This is a genomic window from Heliomicrobium undosum (genome assembly GCF_009877425.1).
Taxonomy (GTDB): domain Bacteria; phylum Bacillota; class Desulfitobacteriia; order Heliobacteriales; family Heliobacteriaceae; genus Heliomicrobium; species Heliomicrobium undosum.
On record NZ_WXEY01000003.1, the window covers coordinates 42,794 to 64,872 of the forward strand.

23 protein-coding genes are annotated in these 22,079 nt (G+C 56.3%); 19 read left to right on the forward strand and 4 right to left on the reverse strand.

What is annotated here, in order from left to right; all coding sequences use genetic code 11:
• Positions 1–29: 29 nt before the first annotated feature.
• The 4 genes from GTO91_RS04000 to GTO91_RS04015 are packed head-to-tail and all read left to right on the forward strand — an operon-like array spanning position 30 to position 3,230.
• Positions 30–779 (forward strand): tRNA (adenine(22)-N(1))-methyltransferase, encoded by a 750-nt coding sequence (locus tag GTO91_RS04000; protein ID WP_161255211.1) that lies wholly within the window; start codon positions 30–32, stop codon positions 777–779.
• Positions 755–1,876 (forward strand): Nif3-like dinuclear metal center hexameric protein, encoded by a 1,122-nt coding sequence (locus GTO91_RS04005; RefSeq protein WP_161255214.1) that lies wholly within the window; start codon positions 755–757, stop codon positions 1,874–1,876. Before GTO91_RS04000 ends, GTO91_RS04005 begins: the two co-directional genes overlap by 25 nt.
• Positions 1,877–1,903: 27 nt before the next feature.
• Positions 1,904–2,515, forward strand: coding sequence for a metallophosphoesterase family protein (locus GTO91_RS04010; RefSeq protein ID WP_161255217.1), 612 nt, complete (start codon positions 1,904–1,906; stop codon positions 2,513–2,515).
• Between the two features lie 10 nt (positions 2,516–2,525).
• Positions 2,526–3,230 (forward strand): DUF1405 domain-containing protein, encoded by a 705-nt coding sequence (locus tag GTO91_RS04015; protein ID WP_161255220.1) that lies wholly within the window; start codon positions 2,526–2,528, stop codon positions 3,228–3,230.
• Here GTO91_RS04015 and GTO91_RS04020 read toward each other — a convergent pair.
• Entirely contained in the window at positions 3,116–3,829 is a 714-nt protein-coding gene (locus GTO91_RS04020; protein WP_161255223.1) for a TVP38/TMEM64 family protein, read from the reverse strand. The two genes, GTO91_RS04015 and GTO91_RS04020, sit on opposite strands and share 115 nt — an antisense overlap.
• An 84-nt stretch (positions 3,830–3,913) precedes the next feature.
• Entirely contained in the window at positions 3,914–4,093 is a 180-nt protein-coding gene (locus GTO91_RS04025) for a small, acid-soluble spore protein, alpha/beta type (RefSeq protein ID WP_161255228.1), read from the reverse strand.
• Between the two features lie 96 nt (positions 4,094–4,189).
• Between GTO91_RS04025 and mobA the strand changes: the two genes are divergently transcribed.
• From mobA to GTO91_RS04100, 15 genes are all read left to right on the forward strand, one after another.
• Positions 4,190–4,795, forward strand: coding sequence for a molybdenum cofactor guanylyltransferase (gene mobA / locus GTO91_RS04030; protein WP_161255231.1), 606 nt, complete (start codon positions 4,190–4,192; stop codon positions 4,793–4,795).
• A gap of 19 nt (positions 4,796–4,814) precedes the next feature.
• The gene (fdhD, locus tag GTO91_RS04035; RefSeq protein WP_235919100.1) at positions 4,815–5,771 is read left to right on the forward strand and encodes a formate dehydrogenase accessory sulfurtransferase FdhD; all 957 of its coding nucleotides are present in this window, start codon (positions 4,815–4,817) and stop codon (positions 5,769–5,771) included.
• Positions 5,768–7,051: a molybdopterin molybdotransferase MoeA gene (locus tag GTO91_RS04040; RefSeq protein WP_161255237.1), complete on the forward strand. Its 1,284-nt coding sequence runs from the start codon at positions 5,768–5,770 to the stop codon at positions 7,049–7,051. The genes fdhD and GTO91_RS04040 overlap by 4 nt, the downstream gene beginning before the upstream one ends.
• Before the next feature lie 99 nt (positions 7,052–7,150).
• A complete protein-coding gene (gene mobB / locus GTO91_RS04045; RefSeq protein ID WP_161255240.1) occupies positions 7,151–7,645 on the forward strand; it encodes a molybdopterin-guanine dinucleotide biosynthesis protein B in 495 nt (164 codons plus the stop codon).
• Between the two features lie 497 nt (positions 7,646–8,142).
• On the forward strand, positions 8,143–8,715 hold the full coding sequence (locus tag GTO91_RS04050; protein WP_161255243.1) for a 4Fe-4S dicluster domain-containing protein: 573 nt from the start codon (positions 8,143–8,145) through the stop codon (positions 8,713–8,715).
• Positions 8,712–9,593, forward strand: coding sequence for a CoB--CoM heterodisulfide reductase iron-sulfur subunit B family protein (locus tag GTO91_RS18580; protein WP_161255245.1), 882 nt, complete (start codon positions 8,712–8,714; stop codon positions 9,591–9,593). Before GTO91_RS04050 ends, GTO91_RS18580 begins: the two co-directional genes overlap by 4 nt.
• Before the next feature lie 13 nt (positions 9,594–9,606).
• On the forward strand, positions 9,607–11,589 hold the full coding sequence (locus GTO91_RS04060) for a 4Fe-4S binding protein (RefSeq protein WP_161255248.1): 1,983 nt from the start codon (positions 9,607–9,609) through the stop codon (positions 11,587–11,589).
• Positions 11,577–12,041 (forward strand): hydrogenase iron-sulfur subunit, encoded by a 465-nt coding sequence (locus tag GTO91_RS04065; RefSeq protein ID WP_161255251.1) that lies wholly within the window; start codon positions 11,577–11,579, stop codon positions 12,039–12,041. The genes GTO91_RS04060 and GTO91_RS04065 overlap by 13 nt, the downstream gene beginning before the upstream one ends.
• Before the next feature lie 8 nt (positions 12,042–12,049).
• On the forward strand, positions 12,050–13,009 hold the full coding sequence (locus tag GTO91_RS04070) for a 4Fe-4S dicluster domain-containing protein (RefSeq protein ID WP_235919102.1): 960 nt from the start codon (positions 12,050–12,052) through the stop codon (positions 13,007–13,009).
• A gap of 53 nt (positions 13,010–13,062) precedes the next feature.
• Entirely contained in the window at positions 13,063–14,076 is a 1,014-nt protein-coding gene (locus tag GTO91_RS04075; protein ID WP_161255258.1) for a 4Fe-4S dicluster domain-containing protein, read from the forward strand.
• Positions 14,069–14,965: an FAD/NAD(P)-binding protein gene (locus GTO91_RS04080; RefSeq protein WP_161255262.1), complete on the forward strand. Its 897-nt coding sequence runs from the start codon at positions 14,069–14,071 to the stop codon at positions 14,963–14,965. Before GTO91_RS04075 ends, GTO91_RS04080 begins: the two co-directional genes overlap by 8 nt.
• Positions 14,966–15,179: 214 nt before the next feature.
• On the forward strand, positions 15,180–16,679 hold the full coding sequence (locus GTO91_RS04085; RefSeq protein ID WP_161255265.1) for a hypothetical protein: 1,500 nt from the start codon (positions 15,180–15,182) through the stop codon (positions 16,677–16,679).
• Positions 16,680–16,683: 4 nt separating this feature from the next.
• Positions 16,684–17,814, forward strand: coding sequence for a DGQHR domain-containing protein (locus tag GTO91_RS04090; RefSeq protein WP_161255268.1), 1,131 nt, complete (start codon positions 16,684–16,686; stop codon positions 17,812–17,814).
• 95 nt (positions 17,815–17,909) lie between these two features.
• Positions 17,910–18,491: a hypothetical protein gene (locus tag GTO91_RS04095; RefSeq protein ID WP_161255271.1), complete on the forward strand. Its 582-nt coding sequence runs from the start codon at positions 17,910–17,912 to the stop codon at positions 18,489–18,491.
• Positions 18,488–18,871 carry a hypothetical protein gene (locus GTO91_RS04100; protein ID WP_161255274.1) on the forward strand — a complete coding sequence of 128 codons (384 nt, stop codon included), beginning with the start codon at positions 18,488–18,490 and terminating at the stop codon, positions 18,869–18,871. Before GTO91_RS04095 ends, GTO91_RS04100 begins: the two co-directional genes overlap by 4 nt.
• A 194-nt stretch (positions 18,872–19,065) precedes the next feature.
• On the opposite strand, the gene GTO91_RS04105 is transcribed toward GTO91_RS04100, so the two are convergent.
• On the reverse strand, positions 19,066–20,523 hold the full coding sequence (locus tag GTO91_RS04105; RefSeq protein WP_161255277.1) for a 5-methylcytosine restriction system specificity protein McrC: 1,458 nt from the start codon (positions 20,521–20,523) through the stop codon (positions 19,066–19,068).
• Positions 20,520–21,998 carry an McrB family protein gene (locus GTO91_RS04110; RefSeq protein ID WP_161255279.1) on the reverse strand — a complete coding sequence of 493 codons (1,479 nt, stop codon included), beginning with the start codon at positions 21,996–21,998 and terminating at the stop codon, positions 20,520–20,522. The genes GTO91_RS04105 and GTO91_RS04110 overlap by 4 nt, the downstream gene beginning before the upstream one ends.
• Positions 21,999–22,079: the final 81 nt, after the last annotated feature.

A 22,079-nucleotide genomic window follows, 5' to 3' on the forward strand; every position in this document is an offset into this window, starting at 1 on the left:
GAAATGACGATCGCGAAGGATGGATTCTGTTGGAACTGAGCCCTCGTTTGCAGCGGTTGGCGGCGGCAGCGCCGCCAGGTCAGCCCATCGCCGACATCGGCACCGATCACGCCTATATCCCCGTCCACCTGGTTAAAACCGGCATCGTCCCTTATGCGGTAGGGGTTGATGTCCATCCCGGTCCGCTGGAAGCGGCGCGCCTGCACGTGGCCGCCTACGGCGTCAAAGACAGGGTCGACATCCGGGCGGGCGACGGGCTCGCGCCGTTGCAACCCCGTGAGGTCGTCGCCATCGTCATCGCCGGCATGGGCGGCGGAACCATGCAGACCATCTTAACGGAGGGAGACGCCGCCGGCAAGTTGGCCGGTGTGAGCCGTCTCATCCTGCAGCCGCTGGAAGGCGCCGGCGAACTGCGTCGCTGGCTCCATCACCGGGGATGGCGGATCATCGATGAGGATCTGGTGGCCGAAGGGCCGCGCATCTATGAAGTGATCGTGCTGGAGCCGGCGGAAGCAGATAACGATACCCGAAAAGCCATCTTCGGCTCCGAAGAGAACGCAGCAGTCGAGGAACTCTACTGGGATCTCGGCCCCCTGCTCCTGGCGCGGAAACACCCGCTGCTGCTCCCGGTCGTGGAAAAGCGGATCGAGCGTGAAAGGCGGGCGCTGGCGGGCATCGCCAAGGCGCGGCAGCCGGACGAGGCGAAACTGGAGCGGATCGAATCACGCATCAAGGCGTTGGAAAGGGTGAGGGCATGGCTATCGCCTGCGCGCGGATAATCGAGTGGATTGAACGTCTGGCCCCGAAGGGGCTGGCGGAAGACTGGGATAATGTGGGGCTCCAGTTGGGCGATCCCTCTCGCCCCGTGGAGAGGATCTATGTCGCCCTTGATGTAGACGAAAAGGTGGTCCAGGCGGCGGCGGAACAGGGCTGCCAGATGATCCTGTCCCACCACCCCTTGTTGTTTAAACCGATCCGGACATTGCGCTGGGACCAGCCGCAGGGACGGCTACTCAAGGCCATCATCGACCATGATCTGCAGGTCTACGCCGCCCATACCAACCTGGATTCGGCCCGGGGAGGCGTCAACGACATCCTGGCGCAGCGACTCGGCCTTGAGGCGGCAGAACCGCTCTTTGACGACAAACAGGAGGAACTGGTCAAGATCGTCGTCTTCGTCCCTGTCGAGCATGAGGCGGCGGTCCGCCAGGCCATGGGCGAAGCCGGCGCCGGACATATCGGAAACTACTCCCATTGCAGCTTTCGCAGCGCCGGGCGGGGAACCTTTTTGCCCCTCGAAGGCACGAATCCCTTTATCGGCGCCAAAGGCGTCCTCGAAGAGGTGGAAGAACTTCGTTTAGAGACGATCGTCCCCAAAAAAGCCTTGAACCGGGTCATCAAGGCAATGTTAAAGGCCCACCCCTACGAAGAGGTCGCCTACGACCTCTACCCCTTGCTCAATACCGGCGAAAAAACCGGCCTCGGCCGCATCGGCCGTTTGCGCCAACCGGTGACGATAGAAGCATTGGCCGATCGGATCAAACAGAGCCTTGCCATCACTCGGGTCCGCTGGACCGGCGCCGACAAGGGACGGCTCATCGAGAAGATCGCCGTCTGCGGCGGTTCCGGCGCATCGGTCATCGCCCGCGCCCATTTCAAGGGCGCTCAGGTGCTGGTCACGGGCGACATGAAGTATCATGAAGCCCAGTCGGCCCAGTCCCTGGGGCTCGACGTCCTTGACGCCGGTCATTTCGCCACGGAACGGCCTGTTCTGGAAGTGCTGGCCGCCTACATCAAAGAGACGGCGTCTCGGGAAAAGGCGGCTATCCAGGTGATCGTCCATGGGGAGAGCCAGGACCCCTTTGCCGACCTGTAGGCCTTCAGCCGGGAAGGAGAGTGGACCATGCGATACGGAATCCTCGCCGATGTTCACGGAAAACCGGAGGCCTTGCAAAAGGCGTTGCGCCTGCTGCAGGATGTAGACCGCATCGTTTTTCTCGGCGACGTTCCAGGATATCGTGACATCGAAGGCATGCCCGAGTGCTTGCAGGCCTTGGCGGCTGAGGGCGCGCTGGCGGTGCGCGGAAATTGTGACGCCTACATGTTGGCCCACAGGCGGCCGCCCGAGATCGCAGCTTCGCTCTGGGATTATTATGCGGCCTGGCCGGAGGAAATCATGGAAGGCGACCTGCTCTTCGTCCACGGCGGTCCCCGCGATCCTCTCCATGAACGGGTGAACGGAGAGGAAGCGGCCTGGCGAAACTTCCGGGTCCGTGATTTTTCCATCTGTTTTCACGGCCATGAGCACCGGGTCACCGCCTTTGCCAGCCGGGACGACGGCGACGTAGAGACGGTTAGGCTGCCGGAGACGGGCCTCTATACCCTCGAGGCGAAGAGCCGCTACATCATCGGCGTCGGCTCTGTGGGAAAGCCGAAAGATGAGCGCCGGGGCAGCGTCGTTCTTTTTGATGATTATAAGCGATTGCTCCGGGTGGAACGGTTTAGCATCGACTGAGGGGGGAGCGATGATAGAAACGATGATTGAAAAGATGACAAACCAACGCAAATGGCAGGACCATCCCCTGGTTTCCTGGATCTTTTCCTCGACGGCGATGACGGCGTTGGTTGCCGTCAACCTCGTGGGCACCCTCTATGGCTTCTGGTGGTACCGCATGCAACTGGCGGAGACGCCTCTGCGCTACTGGCCGCTCGTGCCGGACAGCCCCCTCGCCTCGGGAGATTTCACCCTCCTGCTGGCGTTGCTGCTCCTGGGCATCCGCTGGCCCTGGCTGGAGTGCCTGGCGCCAGTCGTGCTGGTCAAGTACGGACTCTGGGCGGTGATCATCAACATCGACGCGGCCCTTACCGCCGGAGCCACCTTTGAGAACTGGATGCTCGGCCTGTCCCACCTGGGCATGGCCCTTCAGGCGCTCTTGTTCTGGCCGCGACTGCGCTACTCCCGGCGGGTCTGGGCTGCCGTGACCGCCTGGGTGTTTTTCAACGACTTTGCCGATTACCGCTGGGATATCTATCCCTATCTCTTCAACCCCGGCCAGTACGACCTAGCCCTAGTGAGCGCCGTTCTGCTATCAGTGCTCTCCCTCGGCCTGGGCGCTTATTTCGCCTCTTCTTTTTCCGGCATGGGCCTGGGCGAGCCGTCGGCGCGGGTTAACCAGTTGCCGAGGAGCGGCGTGAGCGCCATCAATGACAAGATCCAGAGCCCGAAGTAGAGGGCGTACTGGAGCGGGTGTAAGGCCTGGTGTCCCAAAAAGGTGTAAAAGAGGATGGCCGGTGTCTGGCCGATGGCCGTTCCCCAGGCAAAGGTCCACCAGCCCACGCGGGTGAGGCCGAAGGCATATGAAGTGAAATCAAAGGGTATGAAAGGCAGCACCCGGGAAAAAAGGACGGCGGCCCGCCCGTACTCGTATAGGTAGTCATCGATGCGTGACAAAAAGCCTTCGCGGACAAACTGGGACACGAAAGGCCGACCGAGCCGCCGCGCCAAGCCGAAACAGAGCAGGGCCGAGGCGAGGGAACTGATCCAGGAGAGGAGCAAGCCCCAGGCGTTGCCGAAGAGGGCGGCGTTGAGCAAAAAGATGACCACCGAGGGAATCGGCGAGATAAAGGCTTGCAGCAACATCAAGCAAAAGGTAACGAGGGGCGCGGCCAGGCCGAAGGAAAGGACGAAGGTCCTCAGTTCCGCGAGGTTGGCCTCCATCAGGAGCCTAACGGCGACAGACACTTGATGGCGCAAGGCGGGAACCGATATGACGAGGACCGCCAAGAGGAACGGCAGCGCCCAGGTAAGGTTGCGCCAGTGCTTTTTCACTTCGCCGTCTTCCTCCTCTCCGGTCGAGCAAACAAGGCAAAGCCAGAGCGGAATTGGTGTTCCACTCTGGCCGGCGCGTGACGGTCAAGCGTGGGGAGTCGCCACAGAGCGTTCGGCCCGTTCGATCGCGGCGCGGACGAGGCTGCCGGCGTTCCGTGTGGTGACGCCGCCCCAACCTTCCCGTTCCACAACATCGGCGAAGCCGAGTTCCCGGGCTAGTTCATACTTGAGCTGCTCTGACATGACGGGTCTACGACGCGCCATACGCCGCCTCCCTTCCCGTTTGTCACGCGCCGCTGTTAGTTTTCGGCGGTCTCCGGAGCTTTATCCCTTTTGAAAGGGATGAGGAGTGGAAGAATCATGGATGCAGCGGCCATCATCCTATCGGGTGGACGCAATTCCCGGATGGGCCGCAACAAGGCTTTCGTCGCCGTCAACGGGAAGGCCATCATTGCCCAGATCATCGAGAAACTGAGGCCGGTGACGGCAGAGATCATCGTCGTGACCAATTGCCCCGACGATTATAGGCACTTGGGTGTCCGGCTGACAGGCGACATCATCCCGGACCAGGGACCCTTGAGCGGCATCCATGCCGGCCTGAGCGCCTCCCACTGCCGGAACAATATCGTCGTCGCCTGTGACATGCCCTTTGTTGAGGCGCCGCTGGCCCGAGCCCTGCTCGAACTGGCGCCCGGTTATGACGTGGTCGTTCCCCAATGGCGCGACTACCTGCAGCCACTCTTCGCCGTCTACGCAAAAACATGCATCAACCCTATCGAGGCTTGTCTGCGTGGGAACATCCGCAAGATCATCTCCTTCTACCCCCAGGTTCGCGTCCGCTATGCCGGAGAAGCCCTGTTGAGCCAATGGGGGGATCCCGAACGGTTTTTTTTCAATGTCAACACACCGGCTGATCTGGAGGCCGCCCAAGGGGTGGCTGAGGACCGGGACGCAGGGACAAGGTGAGGTGAAGGGGGCGGAACGGATGGAACGAGAGGAACGGTTGGAACAAGAGGAACGGTTGAAACAAGAAGAACAGTCGCCTCGGGAAGGGCCTCTTTCCATGCCTTTTACCGGCAGAGGAGTCGATGAAAAGGCGGATCGACGGGTCGAGCGAGTCATGGCCTTGCGCGTGACCGGGTCGGATTGGACGGGGCCTATCTTGGCCGGCGCAACGAAAGGGGAGGGACGAGCGGAGCAGGAAGAATTGCTCGTCCGGGAATGGCCGCTGACCCTCTATCTCAACGGCGAGGAACTGGTCACCCTGCTGGCCAGCCCGGAACATATGGAAGACCTGGCGATCGGCTTTCTGGCCGCCGAGGGCTTTCTCCAGCGGGCGGAACAAATGAAAGGCCTGCGGGGAGACTATGAAAACGGGCAGGTCTTTGTGGAAGCGGAGAGCGCCCTGACAGCCGGCAAGACCTTCATGAAGCGCTACATCACCACCGGTTGCGGCAAAGGCATGACCTTCTACGATGTCACCGACGCCCGCCACGCCCGCAGCCTCGAGGCTGCCGGGACCGCCGTCACGGCAGACCAAATCCTGGCCCGCATGGCCGAGATGCAGGCGCTCTCCGGCCTTTATCGCGAAACGGGCGGCGTCCATTCGGCAGCCCTCTGTGACGGCGACCGGATTCTGCTCTACCGCGAGGACATCGGCCGCCATAACGCCGCCGACAAGATCGCCGGCGCCTGTTTTCGCGAAAAGATCGCCACAGCGGATAAACTGTTTCTCACATCAGGCCGAATCTCATCGGAAATCCTGCTGAAGGTGGCCAAGATGGGAATCCCCCTGATCGCCTCCCGTTCGGCGCCGACGGACCTGGCTGTCCGGTTGGGCGAGCAGTTGGGGATGACCGTCGTGGGATTTGTGCGGGGCAAACGCATGAACGTCTACAGCCATCCCTGGCGCATCACCGGAGGGGAGGAGGGTGAACCGTGAGGGAAGAAGAAGCGCGTAAGGCCGGACGCTACGGCCAGGTGCTGATCCCGCTGGAGGAAGCGCGGGCATTGCTCATCGAAAAGACGGCGCCGCTTCCGGCAGAAGCCGTGCCCCTGATCGACGCCCAGGATCGGACGATCGCCGAATCGATCCGTGCGGAGACAGCCCTTCCCGCCTTTGACCGGTCGGCCCTGGACGGTTACGCCCTGTTATCATCCGACCTTGCCGGAGCGACGCCGGCGGAGCCGGTCTATCTGGTTTTGCAAGAGGAGGTTCCTGCCGGCTACCAGGCGACTCAGCCCATCACGGCCGGGAGGACGATCAAGGTGATGACCGGCGCGCCGCTGCCGGAGGGGGCCGACGCCGTCATCGGTCACGAGTGGACTGCCGCCGGACCGGAGAGCGGCATCGTCGCCTTCCGGCAGCCGGTCACAGCCGGAAACGGCATCGCCCCCAGCGGCGAAGAGTACCGGCAGGGCGAATTGGCGCTCCCGGCGGGAACGGTCATCGGCGCGCCGGAGATGGGCCTGCTGGCCGCCCTGGGTCACGACCCCGTACTTGTGCGACGAAAGCCGCGCATCGGACTTTTTGCCACAGGCGATGAACTCTGGGAAGGCGAGGGAAGGCCGCCACAGGGCAAAATCCGGCCCACCAACGTCTACGCGCTGGCGGCGCTCGTCAGAGAGGCGGGGGGCGAGCCGGTCCTGCTCGGGACAGCGACTGATCGGCGGGAGGCTGTCGCCGCCGCCGTTTGCGCCGGTCTCGCCGCAGGTGTGGATATGATCCTCTCGACCGGCGGCGTTTCCGCCGGCGATTACGATGTGGTCAAGGATGCCCTCCACGACATGGGCGCCGAGATGCTCTTCTGGAAGGTGGCGCTGCGACCCGGCGCGCCCGCCGTCGCCGCCGTTACGGAAAAGCGGCTCTTGATCGGCTTGTCAGGCAACCCGGCGGGGGCGGTCATCCTCTTCTTGTTGCTGGTGGCGCCCGTCATCGCCCGGTTGTCGGGGCGTACATGGAGCTTACCCCGGTCGACGGCTCTCCTGGCGACTCCCTGGGAAAAACGCAAGGGACTGCGCGGCTTTCTATGGGCGAAGGCGGAAGAGCGGGAGGGACGGCTTTGGGTTAGCCTGCTGGAAAACCAGAAGTGCGGCGGCATGCGCTCTTTTTTGGAAAGCAACTGCCTGGTCGAGGTCCCCGCCGGCGCCCATGCTTGGCCGGAAGGGCGGGAAATGACTGTGTACTGGCTGCCGAAGCGGGGTTTGCCCGCACCAAATTGATTTAAAGCGAATCGACACGCCGAAGGTAATCACACACCGAAGGCAATCCCTAGCGTAATACCGACGCCCGACTACATATCAGAAGGGAAGAACGCGAACATGCAGACCATCCCTGTGCTATCCATCGTCGGCACCTCCGACTCGGGCAAGACGACGCTGCTGGAAAAACTGCTGCCGGAACTGAAACGCCGGGGCTACCGGATCGCGACGATCAAGCATGACGTGCACGGCTTTGACATCGACAAGCCCGGCAAGGACACCTGGCGCCATGCCCAGGCCGGCGCCGATGTGGTTGTCATCGCATCGCCTGACAAGGTGGCCATGATCGAAAAAACAAGGCGGGAACTGTCTCTCGACGAGGTGATTTCCCGCATTGTCGATGTGGACCTCATCCTCACCGAAGGGTACAAGCGCGGCAACAAACGGAAGATCGAGGTCTATCGCGCCTGCATGAAACGGGAACTGCTATGCAGCCCCGAGGAGTTGGTGGCTATCGCCTCGGACACCCCCTTTGACATCGGCGTCCCCTGCCTGGATATCAACGACGCCGCCGGCCTCGTCGACATCATTGAAGCGACGTTTTTAAAGAAGTAAACGCTGGGGGAAACCGGGAAGTCACCTAATTGGAACTCAGCCTAAAAAAACGCGCCGGAATTGATAGAACCTCGGTGAACTCACCGAAAACTCTCAAAAAGCTTGTCTCCCAAAGTGGGAGCCGAGCTTTTTGTTTTTTTCAGGCGTGTTGCGTCACCGCAGAGCGCTGCATGGACGGACTGTCGATTGGAAATAAGGGACATCCAAAAGATGCAATCGGCATTCTTGTTTCTACTATAGACATGGTATAAAATGAAGGTATTGTGATACCGAGTGCCCACATATAATGCATCACCGACTTAGTGAAAAAGATTACTTTCAGATTAGAGGGAAAACTGCGCCGAGCATCGAATCAACCATCAAACAAGTGTCATCACTGAAGTGTCACCTTTGTCAAGAGCTTCGGTTCCAGCAACTCGCATGTATTATGTATACAAGGCGAGTCCGCCTGGTTTTTTTTATGTGGCTCATTCTTCAAACCGACGGGAGGTCGTTTTATGGGACCGGTCCAACTCTCCACGACGGTGGTGTCCAGCCAGGGCTTTCGTGACCGCTTGAAAGAGGCCTATGGCGCGGACATCTCCCTTTGCTACCAGTGCGGCAAGTGTTCAGCGGGATGCCCGGCGGCGTTCGCCATGGAACACACTGTCCGCCAGATCATCCGGATGGTCCAGGCAGGCCTCATTCAGGAAGCCCTTCACACCTACAGCATCTGGGCCTGCGCCGGCTGTGAGACCTGCTCCAGCCGCTGCCCGCGCCAGGTCGACCCAGCCAAGGTGATGGAGGCGTTGCGCATCGAAGCGAAAAACCAGGGCCTCGTTTCCGACCAGGAGGCTGACCTCTTCCACGACCTGTTCCTGCAATCGGTGCAGAGCAATGGACGCCTGCACGAGGTGGGGCTGATGGCCCGCTTCAACATCCTCTCCCGCCAAATCTTCAAGGACGCTATTCATGCGCCGGGCCTCTTAAGCCAGGGCAAGCTGAGCATCCTGCCCCATAAAAATCAGAACCCGGACGCGGTGGCCCGCATCTTCGCCAACGTCAAGAAGAAGCGAGGTGGCAACAAGTGAGATACGGACTCTACCCCGGCTGCTCCGCCAGCGGCACCGGCATCGAATACGGCCTGTCGACGAAAGCCGTCGCCCGCCGCCTCGGCATCGAACTCGTCGAAATCCCGGACTGGAACTGCTGTGGCGCCTCGTCGGCCCACAACCGCGACCACCTGCTCAGCATCGCCTTGCCGGCGCGCAACCTCGCCCTGGCCGAGCAAGCGGGGCTCACCGATATCGCCATCCCTTGCGCCGCCTGCTACCAGCGGATGAAGGCCTCCGAACGGGCCGTCGCTGACGAAGCGGAGCGCCGCGAAGTGGCCGAGGTCATCGAGATGGAGATCAAAGGCACGGCCAAGGCCCGGGCGCTCTTGGAGGTCTTCGCCAACGACCTGGATCCCGAGACGCTCCAGAAGGCCGTCGTCAAGCCCCTCAACGGCCTGAAAGTCGCCTGCTACTACGGCTGCCTGCTGGTGAAGCCCGCCGAACTGGCCATCGACAGCCCGGAAAACCCGATGATGATGGACCGCCTGATAAGCGCCTTGGGCGCGACCCCCGTCGACTGGGCCTACAAGACCGAGTGCTGCGGCGGCAGCCTCGCCATCACCCGCCCCTACGCGGCGGTGGGCATGACCGCCCAAGTGCTCAAATATGCAAAGTTAGCCGGCGCCGACTGCATTGCCACACCCTGCCCGCTCTGCACCTCCAACCTGGATATGCGCCAGAAAGAGGCGGAGAAGGTCCTCGGCATGGAACTCGGCCTGCCGATCTACTATTTTACGGAACTGATGGGCGCGGCCTTCGGCCTGCCTGCGGAAGAACTGGGCATCAACCGCCACTTTACAGAGGCGACGGCCCTGATCAAAAAACCGGCTGCCCCGGCCCCGGCGGAGCGGTGAGGAGGGAAACGGCGTGAAACGAATCGGGGTTTTCGTCTGTCATTGCGGCACCAACATCGCCAACACGGTTGACTGCGCCAAAGTCGCCGAAACCGCCAAAGATTTTCCCGGCGTCGTCTTCGCCTGCGACTACAAGTATATGTGCGCCGAACCGGGCCAGGTGATGATCCAGGAGGCCATCCGCGAACACAACCTGGACGGCTACGTCGTCGCCGCCTGCTCCCCGCGCATGCACGAGCCGACCTTCCGCAAGTGCGCCGAGCGGGCCGGCATGAACCCTTATATGGTGGAACAGGTCAACATCCGGGAGCAGTGCTCTTGGGTCCACGCCGACAAGACGAAGGGGACTGACAAGTCCATCGACATTACCCGCATGGGCGTCGCCAAGGTGGCCCAAAACGAGCCCCTCTTTTCGACGACCATCCCCGTGACCAAGCGGGCCCTCGTCATCGGCGCCGGCATCGCCGGCATCCAAGCGGCCATCGACATCGCCGACGCCGGCTACCCGGTGACCCTGTTAGACCGGGAGCACTCCATGGGCGGCAAAATGGCCCAGGTCGACAAGACCTTCCCGACCCTCGACTGCTCGGCCTGCATCCTGACGCCGAAGATGGTCGAGGCGGCCCAGCACCCCAACATCGAGATCGTCACCTATGCCGAGGTGCAGGCCGTCGACGGCTTCGTCGGCAACTTCGATGTGACCATCCGCAAGAAGGCCCGCTATGTGGACGTGGACAAATGCACCGGCTGCGGCCTCTGCTCGGAAAAGTGCCCGAAAAAGGTCGCCTCGGAGTTTGAGATGAACCTGGGCACGCGCAAGGCCATCTATGTGCCCTTCCCCCAGGCGGTGCCGAACAAGCCCGTCATCGACGCGAAAAACTGCCGCTTCCTTGTAGAGGGCAAGTGCGGCGTCTGCAAAAAAGTCTGCCCCACCGGCGCCGTCGACTTTGAACAAAAAGACGAGCTCATCGTCGAGCGTTTCGGCTCTATCGTCGTCGCCACCGGTTTTGAACAGTTCGATATCTCCAAGTATGAGGAGTACGGCGCCGGCCGCATCCCCGACGTGATCACGGGCCTGCACTTAGAGCGCCTGATGAACGCCTCCGGCCCCACCATGGGCAAGATCAAGCGCCCCTCTGACGGCAAAGTTCCTGAAAAAATCGTCTTCATCAAGTGTGTCGGCTCCCGCGACGAGGCGAAGGGCCGCTCCTACTGCTCCCGGGCCTGTTGCATGTACGTGGCCAAGCACGCCACGCTGATCAAAGAGAAGATCCCGACGTCCAAGTCCTACATCTTCTATATGGATGTGCGCACGGCCGGCAAGAACTACGAAGAGTTCTACACCCGCGCCCAGAACGAGTATGACGCCCAGTACGTCCGGGGCCGCGTCTCGAAGATCTTCCAGGTCGGCGACAAATTGATCGTGCGCGGCGAAGACTCCCTGCTCGGCCGTCCCGTCGAAATCGAGGCCGACCTGGTCGTCCTGGCCGCCGGCATGGATCCGCAGCAGGACGCCAAAGACCTGGCCCGCACCCTCGGCATCTCCTATGACCAGCACGGCTGGTTCACGGAAGCCCATCCCAAGCTCCGCCCGGTGGAGACCCACACGGCCGGCATCTTCCTCGCCGGCGCTTGCCAGGGGCCGAAAGACATCCCCGACTCGGTCGCCCAAGCCTCGGCGGCAGCCGTCAAGGCGGCGGGCCTCCTCTCGAAAAAGGAACTGACGGCGGAAGCCCAGACGGCCCGCTGTGACGAAGCCTACTGCTCCGGCTGCGGCCTCTGCGTCTCCATCTGCCCCTACAAGGCGATTGAACTGAAGAGGATCAGCGAGCGGGTCCACGGCGGCACGCGCGAGCGCCAGGTCTCCAGCGTCAACCAGGGCCTCTGCCAGGGTTGCGGCGCTTGCTCCGTCGCCTGCCCCTCCAGCGCCATGAACCTCAAGGGCTTCAGCAACGACCAAATTCTCGCGGAGGTGGATGCCCTGTGTCAGCGGTAGATGAGAAAAAAGTGAACGCGGCGGGGCAACCCGATCCCAATTGGGAGCCCAACATCGTCGGCTTCGCCTGCAACTGGTGCACCTACGCCGGCGCCGACCTGGCCGGCCTCTCGCGGATGCAATACCCCCCGAACGTGAAACTTGTCCGGGTCCCCTGCTCGGGCCGGGCCAACCCCCAGTTCGTGCTGCGGGCCTTTCAAAAAGGCGCTGACGGCGTCCTCGTGGCCGGCTGCCATCCTGGCGACTGCCACTACGCCACCGGCAACTACTTCACCCGCCGCCGCTTCCTGCTCTTCCAGCGACTCCTCGAATTCTCCGGCATCGACCCGCGCCGCTTCCAGGCCCGCTGGATCTCGGGGGCGGAAGCGCCCAAGTTCCGCGACGTGGTCACCCAGATGGCGGAAGAGGTGAAGGCCCTCGGGCCGAACCGGAAGCTGAGGGAGGAGGTATGAGCGACAACATGCGCGAAATTAACGCGAAACTGACCCAGGAGATGGGCGACCTCGCCCGGGACCTGCTCGCCTCCGGCGAAGTGAAGGGTGTCTTCGGCTGGACCAAGGGCAGCCGCTGGTACCTGACCCCGCCGGTCTTCATCACGAAGCCGGAAGAAGCCGACCAGCTCTGTTATGACGAATTCGCCGTCAACAACCTGACGGGCCTGCTCTTGGATTTTCGCGACAGCCAGGACAAGATCGCCATCTTCGTCAAGGGCTGTGACAGCCGCGGCATCGTCCGCCTCGTCCAGGACAACCAATTAAAGCGCGAAAACGTCCTCGTCATCGGAGTCCCCTGCCCGGGGATGGGCGACAAAGGCGCGGTCACCGACCACCGCCAGGCGCAGGAACTGCCCCTCCTGGCCAAGTGCCTCGAATGCCGCTACCCGAACCCGGTCCTGGCTGACCGGACCATCGGCGGGGTCACCGTCACGACCGAGCCCAGCGCCGCGCCCTCCGGCGCGACCGCTGAGGCCGCGAAAGGGCGCGGCGTCGGCAGCAAACAGGCGGACCGCTTCGCCCAGGTGGAGGCCATCGAGAAGATGAGCCCCGACGAGCGCTCCGCCTTCTGGCAAGCCCAAAACGAAAAGTGCATCCGCTGCTACGCCTGCCGCAACATCTGCCCGGCCTGCAACTGCCGCGAGTGCATCTTCGATTCCGATAAAAAGAACTGGGTCAACAAGGCGGCCACGCCGACGGACAACGCCTTTTTCGGCATCACCCGGGCCATGCACGTCGCCGGCCGCTGTGTCGAATGCGGCGAGTGTGAGCGCGTCTGCCCCATGGACATCCCGATCATGGCCATGAACCGCAAGCTGATCGGCGACCTGAACGAACTCTTCGGCCCCTATGACGCCGGCGTCAAGCCGGAGGAAAAGCCGCCGCTGGGCGCCTTCAAGCTCGATGACCCGGAAGAGTTTATGTAACGATTTTTCGCAGCGATGCGTTCTTCTAAGGTAAACGGAAGGCAGGTGCAGCATTGTTGAAAGCCTTTCCCAAAGACAAACTGACGGCGGTACTGGACACCCTGGCGAAGCAAGCCACCCTCTGGGTCCCCTCGGTCGTCGCCAGCGTCTCCCGCTTCGCGCCCTACGGCCCCGACCGGGAGGTCCAACTCGGCGCCAACACTGTCATGAGCCCCAAGGAAGCTCTCTTTCCGGCGACGGAAAAGATCTATGAATACAGCGCCTACGGCATCGACGGCGAGTTCACGCCTGTCGACCCGTCGGTGGGCCCCCAGATCCTCTTCGGTCTGCGCTCCTGTGACATGCAGGGCATCCTCTGCCTCGACGATGTCTTCCTGACCCGCGGCTATGTGGACGACTACTACGCCAAGAAGCGGGAGGAGGCCACCCTGGTCACCCTGGGTTGCGTCACCCCCGGCCCGGACTGCTTCTGCTATGCCATGGGCGTCAACCCGGCCGAGCATGAAGCCTCGGACGCCCAGCTTTTCGACCTGGGCGACGCCTACGGCATCGTGGCCCGGACGGCCAAAGGGGAGGCGCTGGTGAGCGCCCTGGCAGCCGCCGGCCTGCTCGTCGAATCGAACAAAGCCCCCCTGCCGACAGGCGACTTCGTCCTGAAGGTCGACGCCGAGGGCATCACCGAGAAGCTGCAACACATGTTCGACCATCCCCTCTGGGACGCCTTCAGCCGCAAGTGCCTCAACTGCGGCGCCTGCGCCTATATCTGCCCCACCTGCCACTGCTTCGACATCTCTGACAAGAAGCGCAACGCCCACTGCGGCGTCAAAATCAAGTGCTGGGACACCTGCATGTACGCCGAGTACGCCTTGATGGCCGGCGGCCACAACCCGCGCCCCTCGAAAAAGGAGCGCGTCCGCCAGCGCTTCATGCATAAACTCCGCTACTTCCCCGAACGTTACGGCAAACTCCAATGCACCGGTTGCGGGCGCTGCATCGCCAAATGCCCCGTCAACCTGGAGATCACCGACGTGATCCAGCAGGTGAGGGAGGCGAAGATCGATGGCTAATCCGACGAATAACGTGAACGCCGCGAATCCCCAGCCTGTGGCGACATTGGACGATGTGAAACGCATCAACCCGCTGGTGCCCATGAAGGCGCGGGTGACCCGGATCATCGAAGAGACATCTGATGTGAAGACCTTCTGCGTCTCCACCATCGGCGAAGACGGCCAGCCGGTCGCGCCCTTTCGCACCGGGCCGGGCCAGCTGGCCATGCTCTCCCTGGCCGGTGTCGGCGAGGCCATGTTCTCAGCCACCGACGCGCCCGACCACCTGCAAATCTCCATAAAAAAAGTGGGCCTGCTCACGGAGCAACTCCACGAAATCTGCGAAGGCCAGACCGTCGGCATCCGGGGGCCTTACGGCAACGGTTTCGACATGGAAGCGATGAAAGGGAAGAACGTCCTCTTCATCGGCGGCGGCATCGGCCTCGCGCCCGTCCGCTCTGTCGTCCGCTACTGTGTGGACCACCGGGAGGACTACGGTAACCTGCACCTGATCTACGGCGCCCGCACCTATGACGACCTGGTCTTCAAATACGACCTCTTCGAGACCTGGCCGAAAGTGCCCGACTTCAAGGTCTCCGTCACCGTCGATAAGGGCGACGACAACTGGAAGGGGAACGTGGGCTTCGTCCCCGCCTTCATCGAGCAGTTGCACCCGAGCCCGGAGAACACGGTCTGCATCCTCTGTGGCCCGCCGATCATGATTAAATTCACCCTGGGCGTTCTCAACAAGCTGGGTTTCAAGCCGGAGAACGTCATCACCACCCTGGAAATGCGCATGAAGTGCGGCATCGGGAAGTGCGGGCGGTGCAACATCGGGAGTTGCTTTGTTTGTCTCGATGGGCCAGTGTTTAGTTTGGCGCAGTTGAAGATGCTGCCGAATGAGTATTAATTAAATGGTAAGAGGGACTACCTATATGAGTAGTCCCTCTTTAGTATTGTTTGTGATTGGAATGTATGTTCGAAAATTTGCGAACTCGTTGGGAATAAAATAACATGAAACCAATAAAAAGGAAAAGCACGGTTTGTGTCGAAGTATTTAGAAGAATGATCTTAGAAAGGAGTTATTTTGTTGGTAGCGAATAGGTTTAAAGAGGTGTTCAGCAGTGGACTTCAGTAACAAAATAGAAATAATTGAAGGAATTACAAAGGTCTTTCAAGAAAACTGTATTACAGAGTTAACTAATGTACAAAAAGATATTATATCGGAATTAAAAAGTATTTTGAATAGGTACGATAAACAATATGAATTAGTATATCAGAACTCCGTTCATGAGGTTGCCTATTATGATTTTGGTGCTAGGATAAAAGAAGATTACAGTTTATTTGAGAAGTTTATTCGTAAAAGCATTGGTCTTCAAGTGATAGAAAAATATAGTCTTAGTAATATTAGTGATATTGAGGAAAAAAAACAAGAAATCATTAATTATCTTTTGAACTTTGAAGACATAATCGGCGTTAAGATTATTACAGAATTAAAAAAGGATTGTAAATCAGTATACGAATTAATAAAAGAACATAAGCTTGAACTACAAGATATTACGTTCAAAGATCTGGAAAAGCAGCCTAAGAAAATGCAAAATGGTTTACCTATTTTTAATATCAAAGGAGTATTTAGAGAGAAATATGGTTTTGAGCTGCAGATAAAAAGTAAAATTGAGTCAGCTTGGGGGGATATCGATCACGGTATTTTCTATAAAAATTATTCACACTACCCAACAAAAGGCACAGTTCAAATAACGATGAATCATGTCGGAAATCTTCTTGATGAAATAGAACGCTTATTGTTGTCTTTAAGGGAAGCCAATAGAAATTATCATGAAAATGCAAAAAAAATAATCTTTATGGATAAAATACACACTACGTATGGGGAACGGTTTAAACAGCTTTTAAAAGTGCCGTATAGCTTTGATAAACTAATTAGCTTATTACTTTATTTATATGAAAATACATTTAAAGAATTTGGAAATCAAGAAATCCTGACCGATGATTTAGATTTTAGTTATCTAACTTTTTGTGATAATTCTGAACCGCTGACATCCTTCATAAACTTAAGAAATAGTTCTTTTGACATAATGGTATTAGAAAACATTTACTTAGAATGGATTAAAATAAAAAGCAATACTCAAATTATTGAAAAAACGTATGTTGATGTTATTAACAATTTTATCAACTCTTTATTTATTAGCTACATTAATGTTTCGTTAAAAAAGAAACATGATGTCAATTTGAATGAACTTGTAATTTGGCTTATTAAATATGTGAAGTCGGAAGAAATCTTTCTTGATGTAGACAAGTATGACATCATTGTTGAGTATAATTCTATAATAACAGAACTTATGTGCAGACACGCTGATATTATAGAGAACAGAAATTATATATTGGCGGTAGTGGCTACTAATTTATTTAAAGGCGATTTAAAAACGTGTACTGAACATGTGACGGAGGCCTGTGATATAGAGTTTATTACTTTTTTTAATGAAATGAATAAAGAAATTCAGAGAGTCAATAATAAAAAGAACATCAAACATATTCTTTACAATGAAGTATTAACTCTAAACAGTGATTTAATTAGCAGTTTAATTGACTTAGGATATGGGAGGTAAATCAATGAAAGAATATATTACTTCAGTATTCAAATACAGACAAAATAATCAAGAGTACTTAAGCTGTGTTTTACCATTTGATGTTATTAATAAAATTAGTAAAGTTTTGGTATACGGAGAAGATATTTATGGATATCAAAGAAAACTAAATCGACGGCATTATAGTAACATAAAGAAAAAAATTTTAGAGGACAACCTTCTTCTACCCACTTCTATTATACTTAGTGCAAATAGCGATTATATTTATAGTCTATTAATAGAAGATGGATACAAATGGAAACTTGCAATACGTACTGATGAAAAAGAGTTTCGTATAGTAGATGGTCAGCATAGAATTAAAGGCCTTGAAGAAGCTGCTAAGATTAAAACTGAATTAAATGATTTTTTATTAAACGTAATAGTTTTAGTAACTGAGCCTAATAAAAGGGATGTAGAAGTAGATGTTTTTAGAGATATAAATTCTTTTGCAAAACGCATTAAAACAGACCTAACCTTATTAGCGAATTACAATTATGAATTAATTAATCAAAAAGAAATTGAAAATATATCAGAACATATATCTGTAAAAACAGCGTTTTACCTTAACGAAAAAACTACTAATTCTGTATGGCACAAAGCTATTCAATTTGATTTTAATAATGACTTGAGTTCATCAGGAATTATTGGAGTACGCGCTTTTGTCGAATCTATAAATATTATTGCTGAGGGGTTTGTAAAGAGGGAAGACTATATACATCTTGAAGAAAAAGACATATTAATAAACTTTGCTGAAATAAAGGCTGAAGAGTTAGCAAATTTTATAAATAAAGCATGGGATATTGTTAGGCAAAAATGGGGAAATTGTTTCAAAGAAGCTATTAATGAAGATATGTTTGAGTATTCAAAAACGTTCTACGACCAAGGATACTATTTGCAAAAAACAACGGGTGTTAATGCAATACATAAAATATTGCATGATTTAATTATTGAACTTGGTTATGGAGATGCTACTGTAGAACGTTTTTCGAAAATAATATCTTGCTCAAAAGTTAGATCAGATGATTGGCAAGTAGGGTCAATTTTTAGTGGCTTAACGTCAAATCAAGGTTTTAATAAAGCAAGAGATATAATTCTTAATAGAAGTGTTGGTAGATAGAAGTAGAATACATGTGGTGACGAAAAATTTGGGTTATATGAACTAACTTTAAAGAGAGTAATAAGTTCTAAGGTTTAAGCATAAGGAGGATGTAAGTGAGATTAAATTCAATATACCACTACTTTAGAATGTTTTTTAGATATCCAGAAAGTACAGATTCCGATAGAAGTAGACGATACGCCTTTGCTATTCGAGATGCACTCGCTCTAATTGATGAAGTATATATGAAAAAATCATATCGTCCATTCATTGATTACCTATCGAGAGAAAAAAACAATGCCCTCGCTGTTAAGTTTGTCACCAATTTTGACGGAATTGCTAAAAGTCATGACCCGAATTACATAATTAAAAGCCTTTTTTTTAGAGGGACTATAGTAATAGACGCTAGTTATTTGAATAGCAACCGCCGTGGCATAGAAATCCCTTTTCCGTACGTTATTGATAGAAGTAAAAATAATATATCTATTCCAACGTTTGGAGCACCAAATAACATGAAAGATGAGGTGGCTGTTCTTCTTGGACTTATTAATGAGTTTAGATTAGAAGGTACTTGGCCGACTACATTAGAAACTATCAGTTACTGGGATTTAAGTTCGGGATTAGAAAAAGAGATGAATCTTAACTCAGTTACTCCGGTCAATCGAAATAAACTTATTGAGGTGTTAAATAAATTTTGACTTCAGAATTGAGAAAAAAAGATGGAAATATTATTGACGTAGACAAAAATATTTATGAAAAAATGCAAAAATTCATATCTCGTACCGAAGAGATATTACTTTTGTGCCAGGATTTGGCGGATACAAAGCTTATTCAGTGTAAATATAAAGACTTAAAATATGATATCAGACTTGAAGCAAGGTTTTGGGACAAAACTACTAATAATAAAGTAAGCAATTTAGTTGAAGCATTTTTTGTCCCTACTATCCAAGAAACAAGTGCGTTTGGTTTTGAGGCACCAACTAATAGTAACATAAAAGAAATCCAGCGTTCTTTATTCGAAGCGGAGTATAAGCTTACAAAGTATAAATCAAAGCAAGAATGGTTTGAGTACAGATGATTATGCAGAAAAACTACTCTCTAGACGGTAGGTCTTTTTCTTCTTATGGGTCCGTTTTTTGATTGAAAGATTTAATTACGGTCGTAAGCAAAACAGTTTGTCACATCGACAAACTGTTTTTCGTTTGGACATAAATGAAATTAAGTTAAGGGAAACCGAATGACTACGATTGTTAATTAAATAGTCTTCGCATCCTAATGTTGTATAACCGCCCTCCCAATCTCCCCAACCACCCCATCCACCTCCGCATCAAACGGCACTGCCGCCAGCAACAACCGCACCTCCCGAACCCCTGCATGCAACCCGGCCTGATGAACGAGTCGACCTCGCTGCCGCAACGAGTCCCACGTCGCCTTCCGGCAGGGATAGAGCAGGCAGGCGGTCACTCGCTTCGTTGTATAAGACGTTGTATAAGCAAGCACCTGCAACAAGTCGTTCCGGTGGCGCTCCCGAACGGTGGTCTCCAGGTCAAACCAGCGTTCTTGGTTCAACTCTTCCCAGTGGCTCTTGTACTTGGCGTCAATGATGATTGTCTCATCGTCCCGCTCCAATACCAGATCGGGCATCAAAAAGCGCTGCGAGCCGGTAAAGGGCGGTTCCCAGAGCAGCGGTGTCACCGTCTCCCGTAGCCGGCCGGCACGGACCCGCCCCCCGTAGTAGCGCGCCAATTCCGTCACCACATATTCGCACCAGGCTTCAAAAAAGGCATCCATCGACATCACCCAGGGAAGACCGGTATGTTCGGCGAGACCGGCCAGTCCCCGTTCATCGATGGTCCACTCCATCGCCCGCAGTCCGTCGCGAAAGACTTCGGTCTGCAAGGGTGCACGCAGCCAGAGCAACCGGTCGCGGTCGGTCGGACGGCGGGGCGGCACATGACGCACCCGATCGAGCAGGCACTGGCAGAGGGCGATCAGCGGAAGCACCACCGTCCCCGTGGCCCGCTGGCTCTCCAGGCTGGCCAGTTGACGGCGCAGGGTAAAATGCAGGGCGCCCAACAACGCGGCATCATCGCGCAAGTCCGGAAAGCGGCAAGGGACCTCCAACCATCGACCGGTGGGCACTTTGGTCCGGGCGTAGCGCCCCCAGTCGACGGTCCCCCTTGGCGCCGTCAGTTCCGCTTCGCCGATCGTAAACCGCCGTTGTAGCCGTTCCAACATGGCGCGAATGCGAAAGAGCACCATCGTCGACAGCACCCACGGCGGCACCTTCCGGTCAGAGCGGGGAAGCATGGGCAGGCGCAGCGGTTCGGGAATGACGCGCCAGCCCATCCGGGCCAGCATGGGACCGATGCCGGGCCAGTCAAAGCGGGGCTGCACCACCAGGCCGTAGTCGGGCTTGCCGCTGGTGGGCGACAACAGCGGGATCGCGCCCACGCGGCTGCCCGTTTGCAGGCGCAGTTCCACCTCCCCGCCATCGTAGCCTACATCGGCGCTGATGCCAAAGTTGCGGAGCAGCCCCTGGTTGATGCGCACGAACTGGTGGGCCAGGCGCGCCGTCATCGGTTGCGGATCGCGTGGCGCGCCCCCGCGCAGCAAAAAATCAGCGGGAAGCCGCACTGCTGACGAATCATCGACGGCAAAACAGACCTTATCGCCGGCCTCCACCGGCCGCAGGGGCGATTTGCCGGCCCGAGCGCCCGTCCGGCTCATAGGCTCTCCACCCATTGTAGATAGGAACGGATGGCCTCTTCAAAACCGGCCACATAGCCCTGGGCCAGATACTCCTCCAACAGCGGCGCCAGGTTGGTGCGCAGTTTTTGCGCCGCCCGCTGATCATCCGCTTCAAGAAAATAGGAGTGACCGGGCACGAGGGCCAAGGCGTCGTCACTGGCGTACTCGACGAAGATGGACAGGAGATCGATGAAGGCTTTTTTCATCAGCGGACCGGACTGGCTCTCGACGACGCGGTACTGCGGCCAGAGCTTCACAAAGGCGAAGCGCCGGCGCACGGCCACATCGACGATGGCGATGCTCCGGTCGGCGCTGTTCATCGTGCCGAGGATATGTAGATTCTCGGGGAGCGACAGTTCCCGGCCAAAAGGCGCGCCGAAATCGTAGGGGAGAGAGAGCCGGCGCGGCGTCTCCGCTTGCGCTTCCAGCAGATAAATCGCCTCACCGAGGACTTTGGCCAAATCGGCCCGGTTGATCTCATCGATATGCAACAGGAACGGCTTTTCCCCGTTCGCGAAGGCCCCCTGGGCCGTCTCCGCCGCCTCCATGAGAAAACCTTTCCGGGGCGCAAACTGAAGGCCGATGGCTCCGTCGGACTCCACCGGCGCGAGGCCGCCGACGAATTGTTCATAGGTTGTGTTGGCGTGAAACTGGACGGTCATGCCGCGTCCGTCATAGGCCTCCTCTTTCAGGCGCAGGGCCATCCGCGTCTTGCCTGTTCCCGGCGGTCCCTGGAGGATGACAAAGCGGCGCTCGGCCAGCAACTGCCGGACTTCCTCCTCAGCGGCATCGGGCATGAGATGGGCAAAGTAGTCGCCGCGAATCCGCTCCGCCTCGGCTTCCGCCGCCTTTAAGGGATACTGCCCTCGTTCGGAGAAAAAGAGATCCAAAAAGGCCTTGAGCGCCCTTTCCGTTTCCTGATGCTCTGTCGTCGGCGCATAAAAACCGTAAATCACCTTGCCGTAGCGGTCAAAGACGGACCGGTAGGCCGGAAACATCCTGCGGATGCCTTCGGGCACGTCCAAGTCGGTGCGGACCGGCTCCTGCTTGGCCCAGGCCACCATCTGCCCCTTGCCGACCGAGCGGTTGAGCCAGCGGCAGATGGCCGCCACCTTGCGCCCGTGACCGGGCCGGGACAGCACCTCTTCATCGGGGCTTAATCCCTGCGTGCCTACCACGAGTGCCACCAGGCAAGGCGCGTCTTCCACCGGGAAGAGGACAAAACTCATCCCGCCGTACGCGCCGGAATCAGGATTGGATGGATGAATAAGGCCGGAAAAAGGCACGCCGGTCGAGCCCTTGTTGAAACCGGGCGCGCGGACTTCCACTGACTTTCTCGCTTTGTCCGGGTAGCGGCCGCCGTTGGCGCCAAAGAGGGACAGAAAGGCTTGCTTGTTTTTTTCGCTCCAATCATCGGTCAGCTCGCTGTGGATGATGTCCAATAGTGGTTTCATCGGAAAGCACTCCCTGCGCGGTTTTTTCTATTGCCGATTCCAGCCATCGATGAACGCGATGAACGCGATTAACATGATTAA

Excerpts from the sequence above, each read along its gene's own strand:
- GTO91_RS04005 (WP_161255214.1), top strand. The coding sequence starts at position 755 with ATGGCTATCGCCTGCGCGCGGATAATCGAGTGGATTGAACGTCTGGCC.
- GTO91_RS04010 (WP_161255217.1), top strand. The coding sequence starts at position 1,904 with ATGCGATACGGAATCCTCGCCGATGTTCACGGAAAACCGGAGGCCTTG.
- GTO91_RS04015 (WP_161255220.1), top strand. The coding sequence starts at position 2,526 with ATGATAGAAACGATGATTGAAAAGATGACAAACCAACGCAAATGGCAG.
- GTO91_RS04025 (WP_161255228.1), bottom strand. The coding sequence starts at position 4,093 with ATGGCGCGTCGTAGACCCGTCATGTCAGAGCAGCTCAAGTATGAACTA.
- mobA (WP_161255231.1), top strand. The coding sequence starts at position 4,190 with ATGGATGCAGCGGCCATCATCCTATCGGGTGGACGCAATTCCCGGATG.
- fdhD (WP_235919100.1), top strand. The coding sequence starts at position 4,815 with ATGGAACGAGAGGAACGGTTGGAACAAGAGGAACGGTTGAAACAAGAA.
- mobB (WP_161255240.1), top strand. The coding sequence starts at position 7,151 with ATGCAGACCATCCCTGTGCTATCCATCGTCGGCACCTCCGACTCGGGC.
- GTO91_RS04050 (WP_161255243.1), top strand. The coding sequence starts at position 8,143 with ATGGGACCGGTCCAACTCTCCACGACGGTGGTGTCCAGCCAGGGCTTT.
- GTO91_RS04070 (WP_235919102.1), top strand. The coding sequence starts at position 12,050 with ATGCGCGAAATTAACGCGAAACTGACCCAGGAGATGGGCGACCTCGCC.
- GTO91_RS04080 (WP_161255262.1), top strand. The coding sequence starts at position 14,069 with ATGGCTAATCCGACGAATAACGTGAACGCCGCGAATCCCCAGCCTGTG.
- GTO91_RS04090 (WP_161255268.1), top strand. The coding sequence starts at position 16,684 with ATGAAAGAATATATTACTTCAGTATTCAAATACAGACAAAATAATCAA.
- GTO91_RS04105 (WP_161255277.1), bottom strand. The coding sequence starts at position 20,523 with ATGAGCCGGACGGGCGCTCGGGCCGGCAAATCGCCCCTGCGGCCGGTG.
- GTO91_RS04110 (WP_161255279.1), bottom strand. The coding sequence starts at position 21,998 with ATGAAACCACTATTGGACATCATCCACAGCGAGCTGACCGATGATTGG.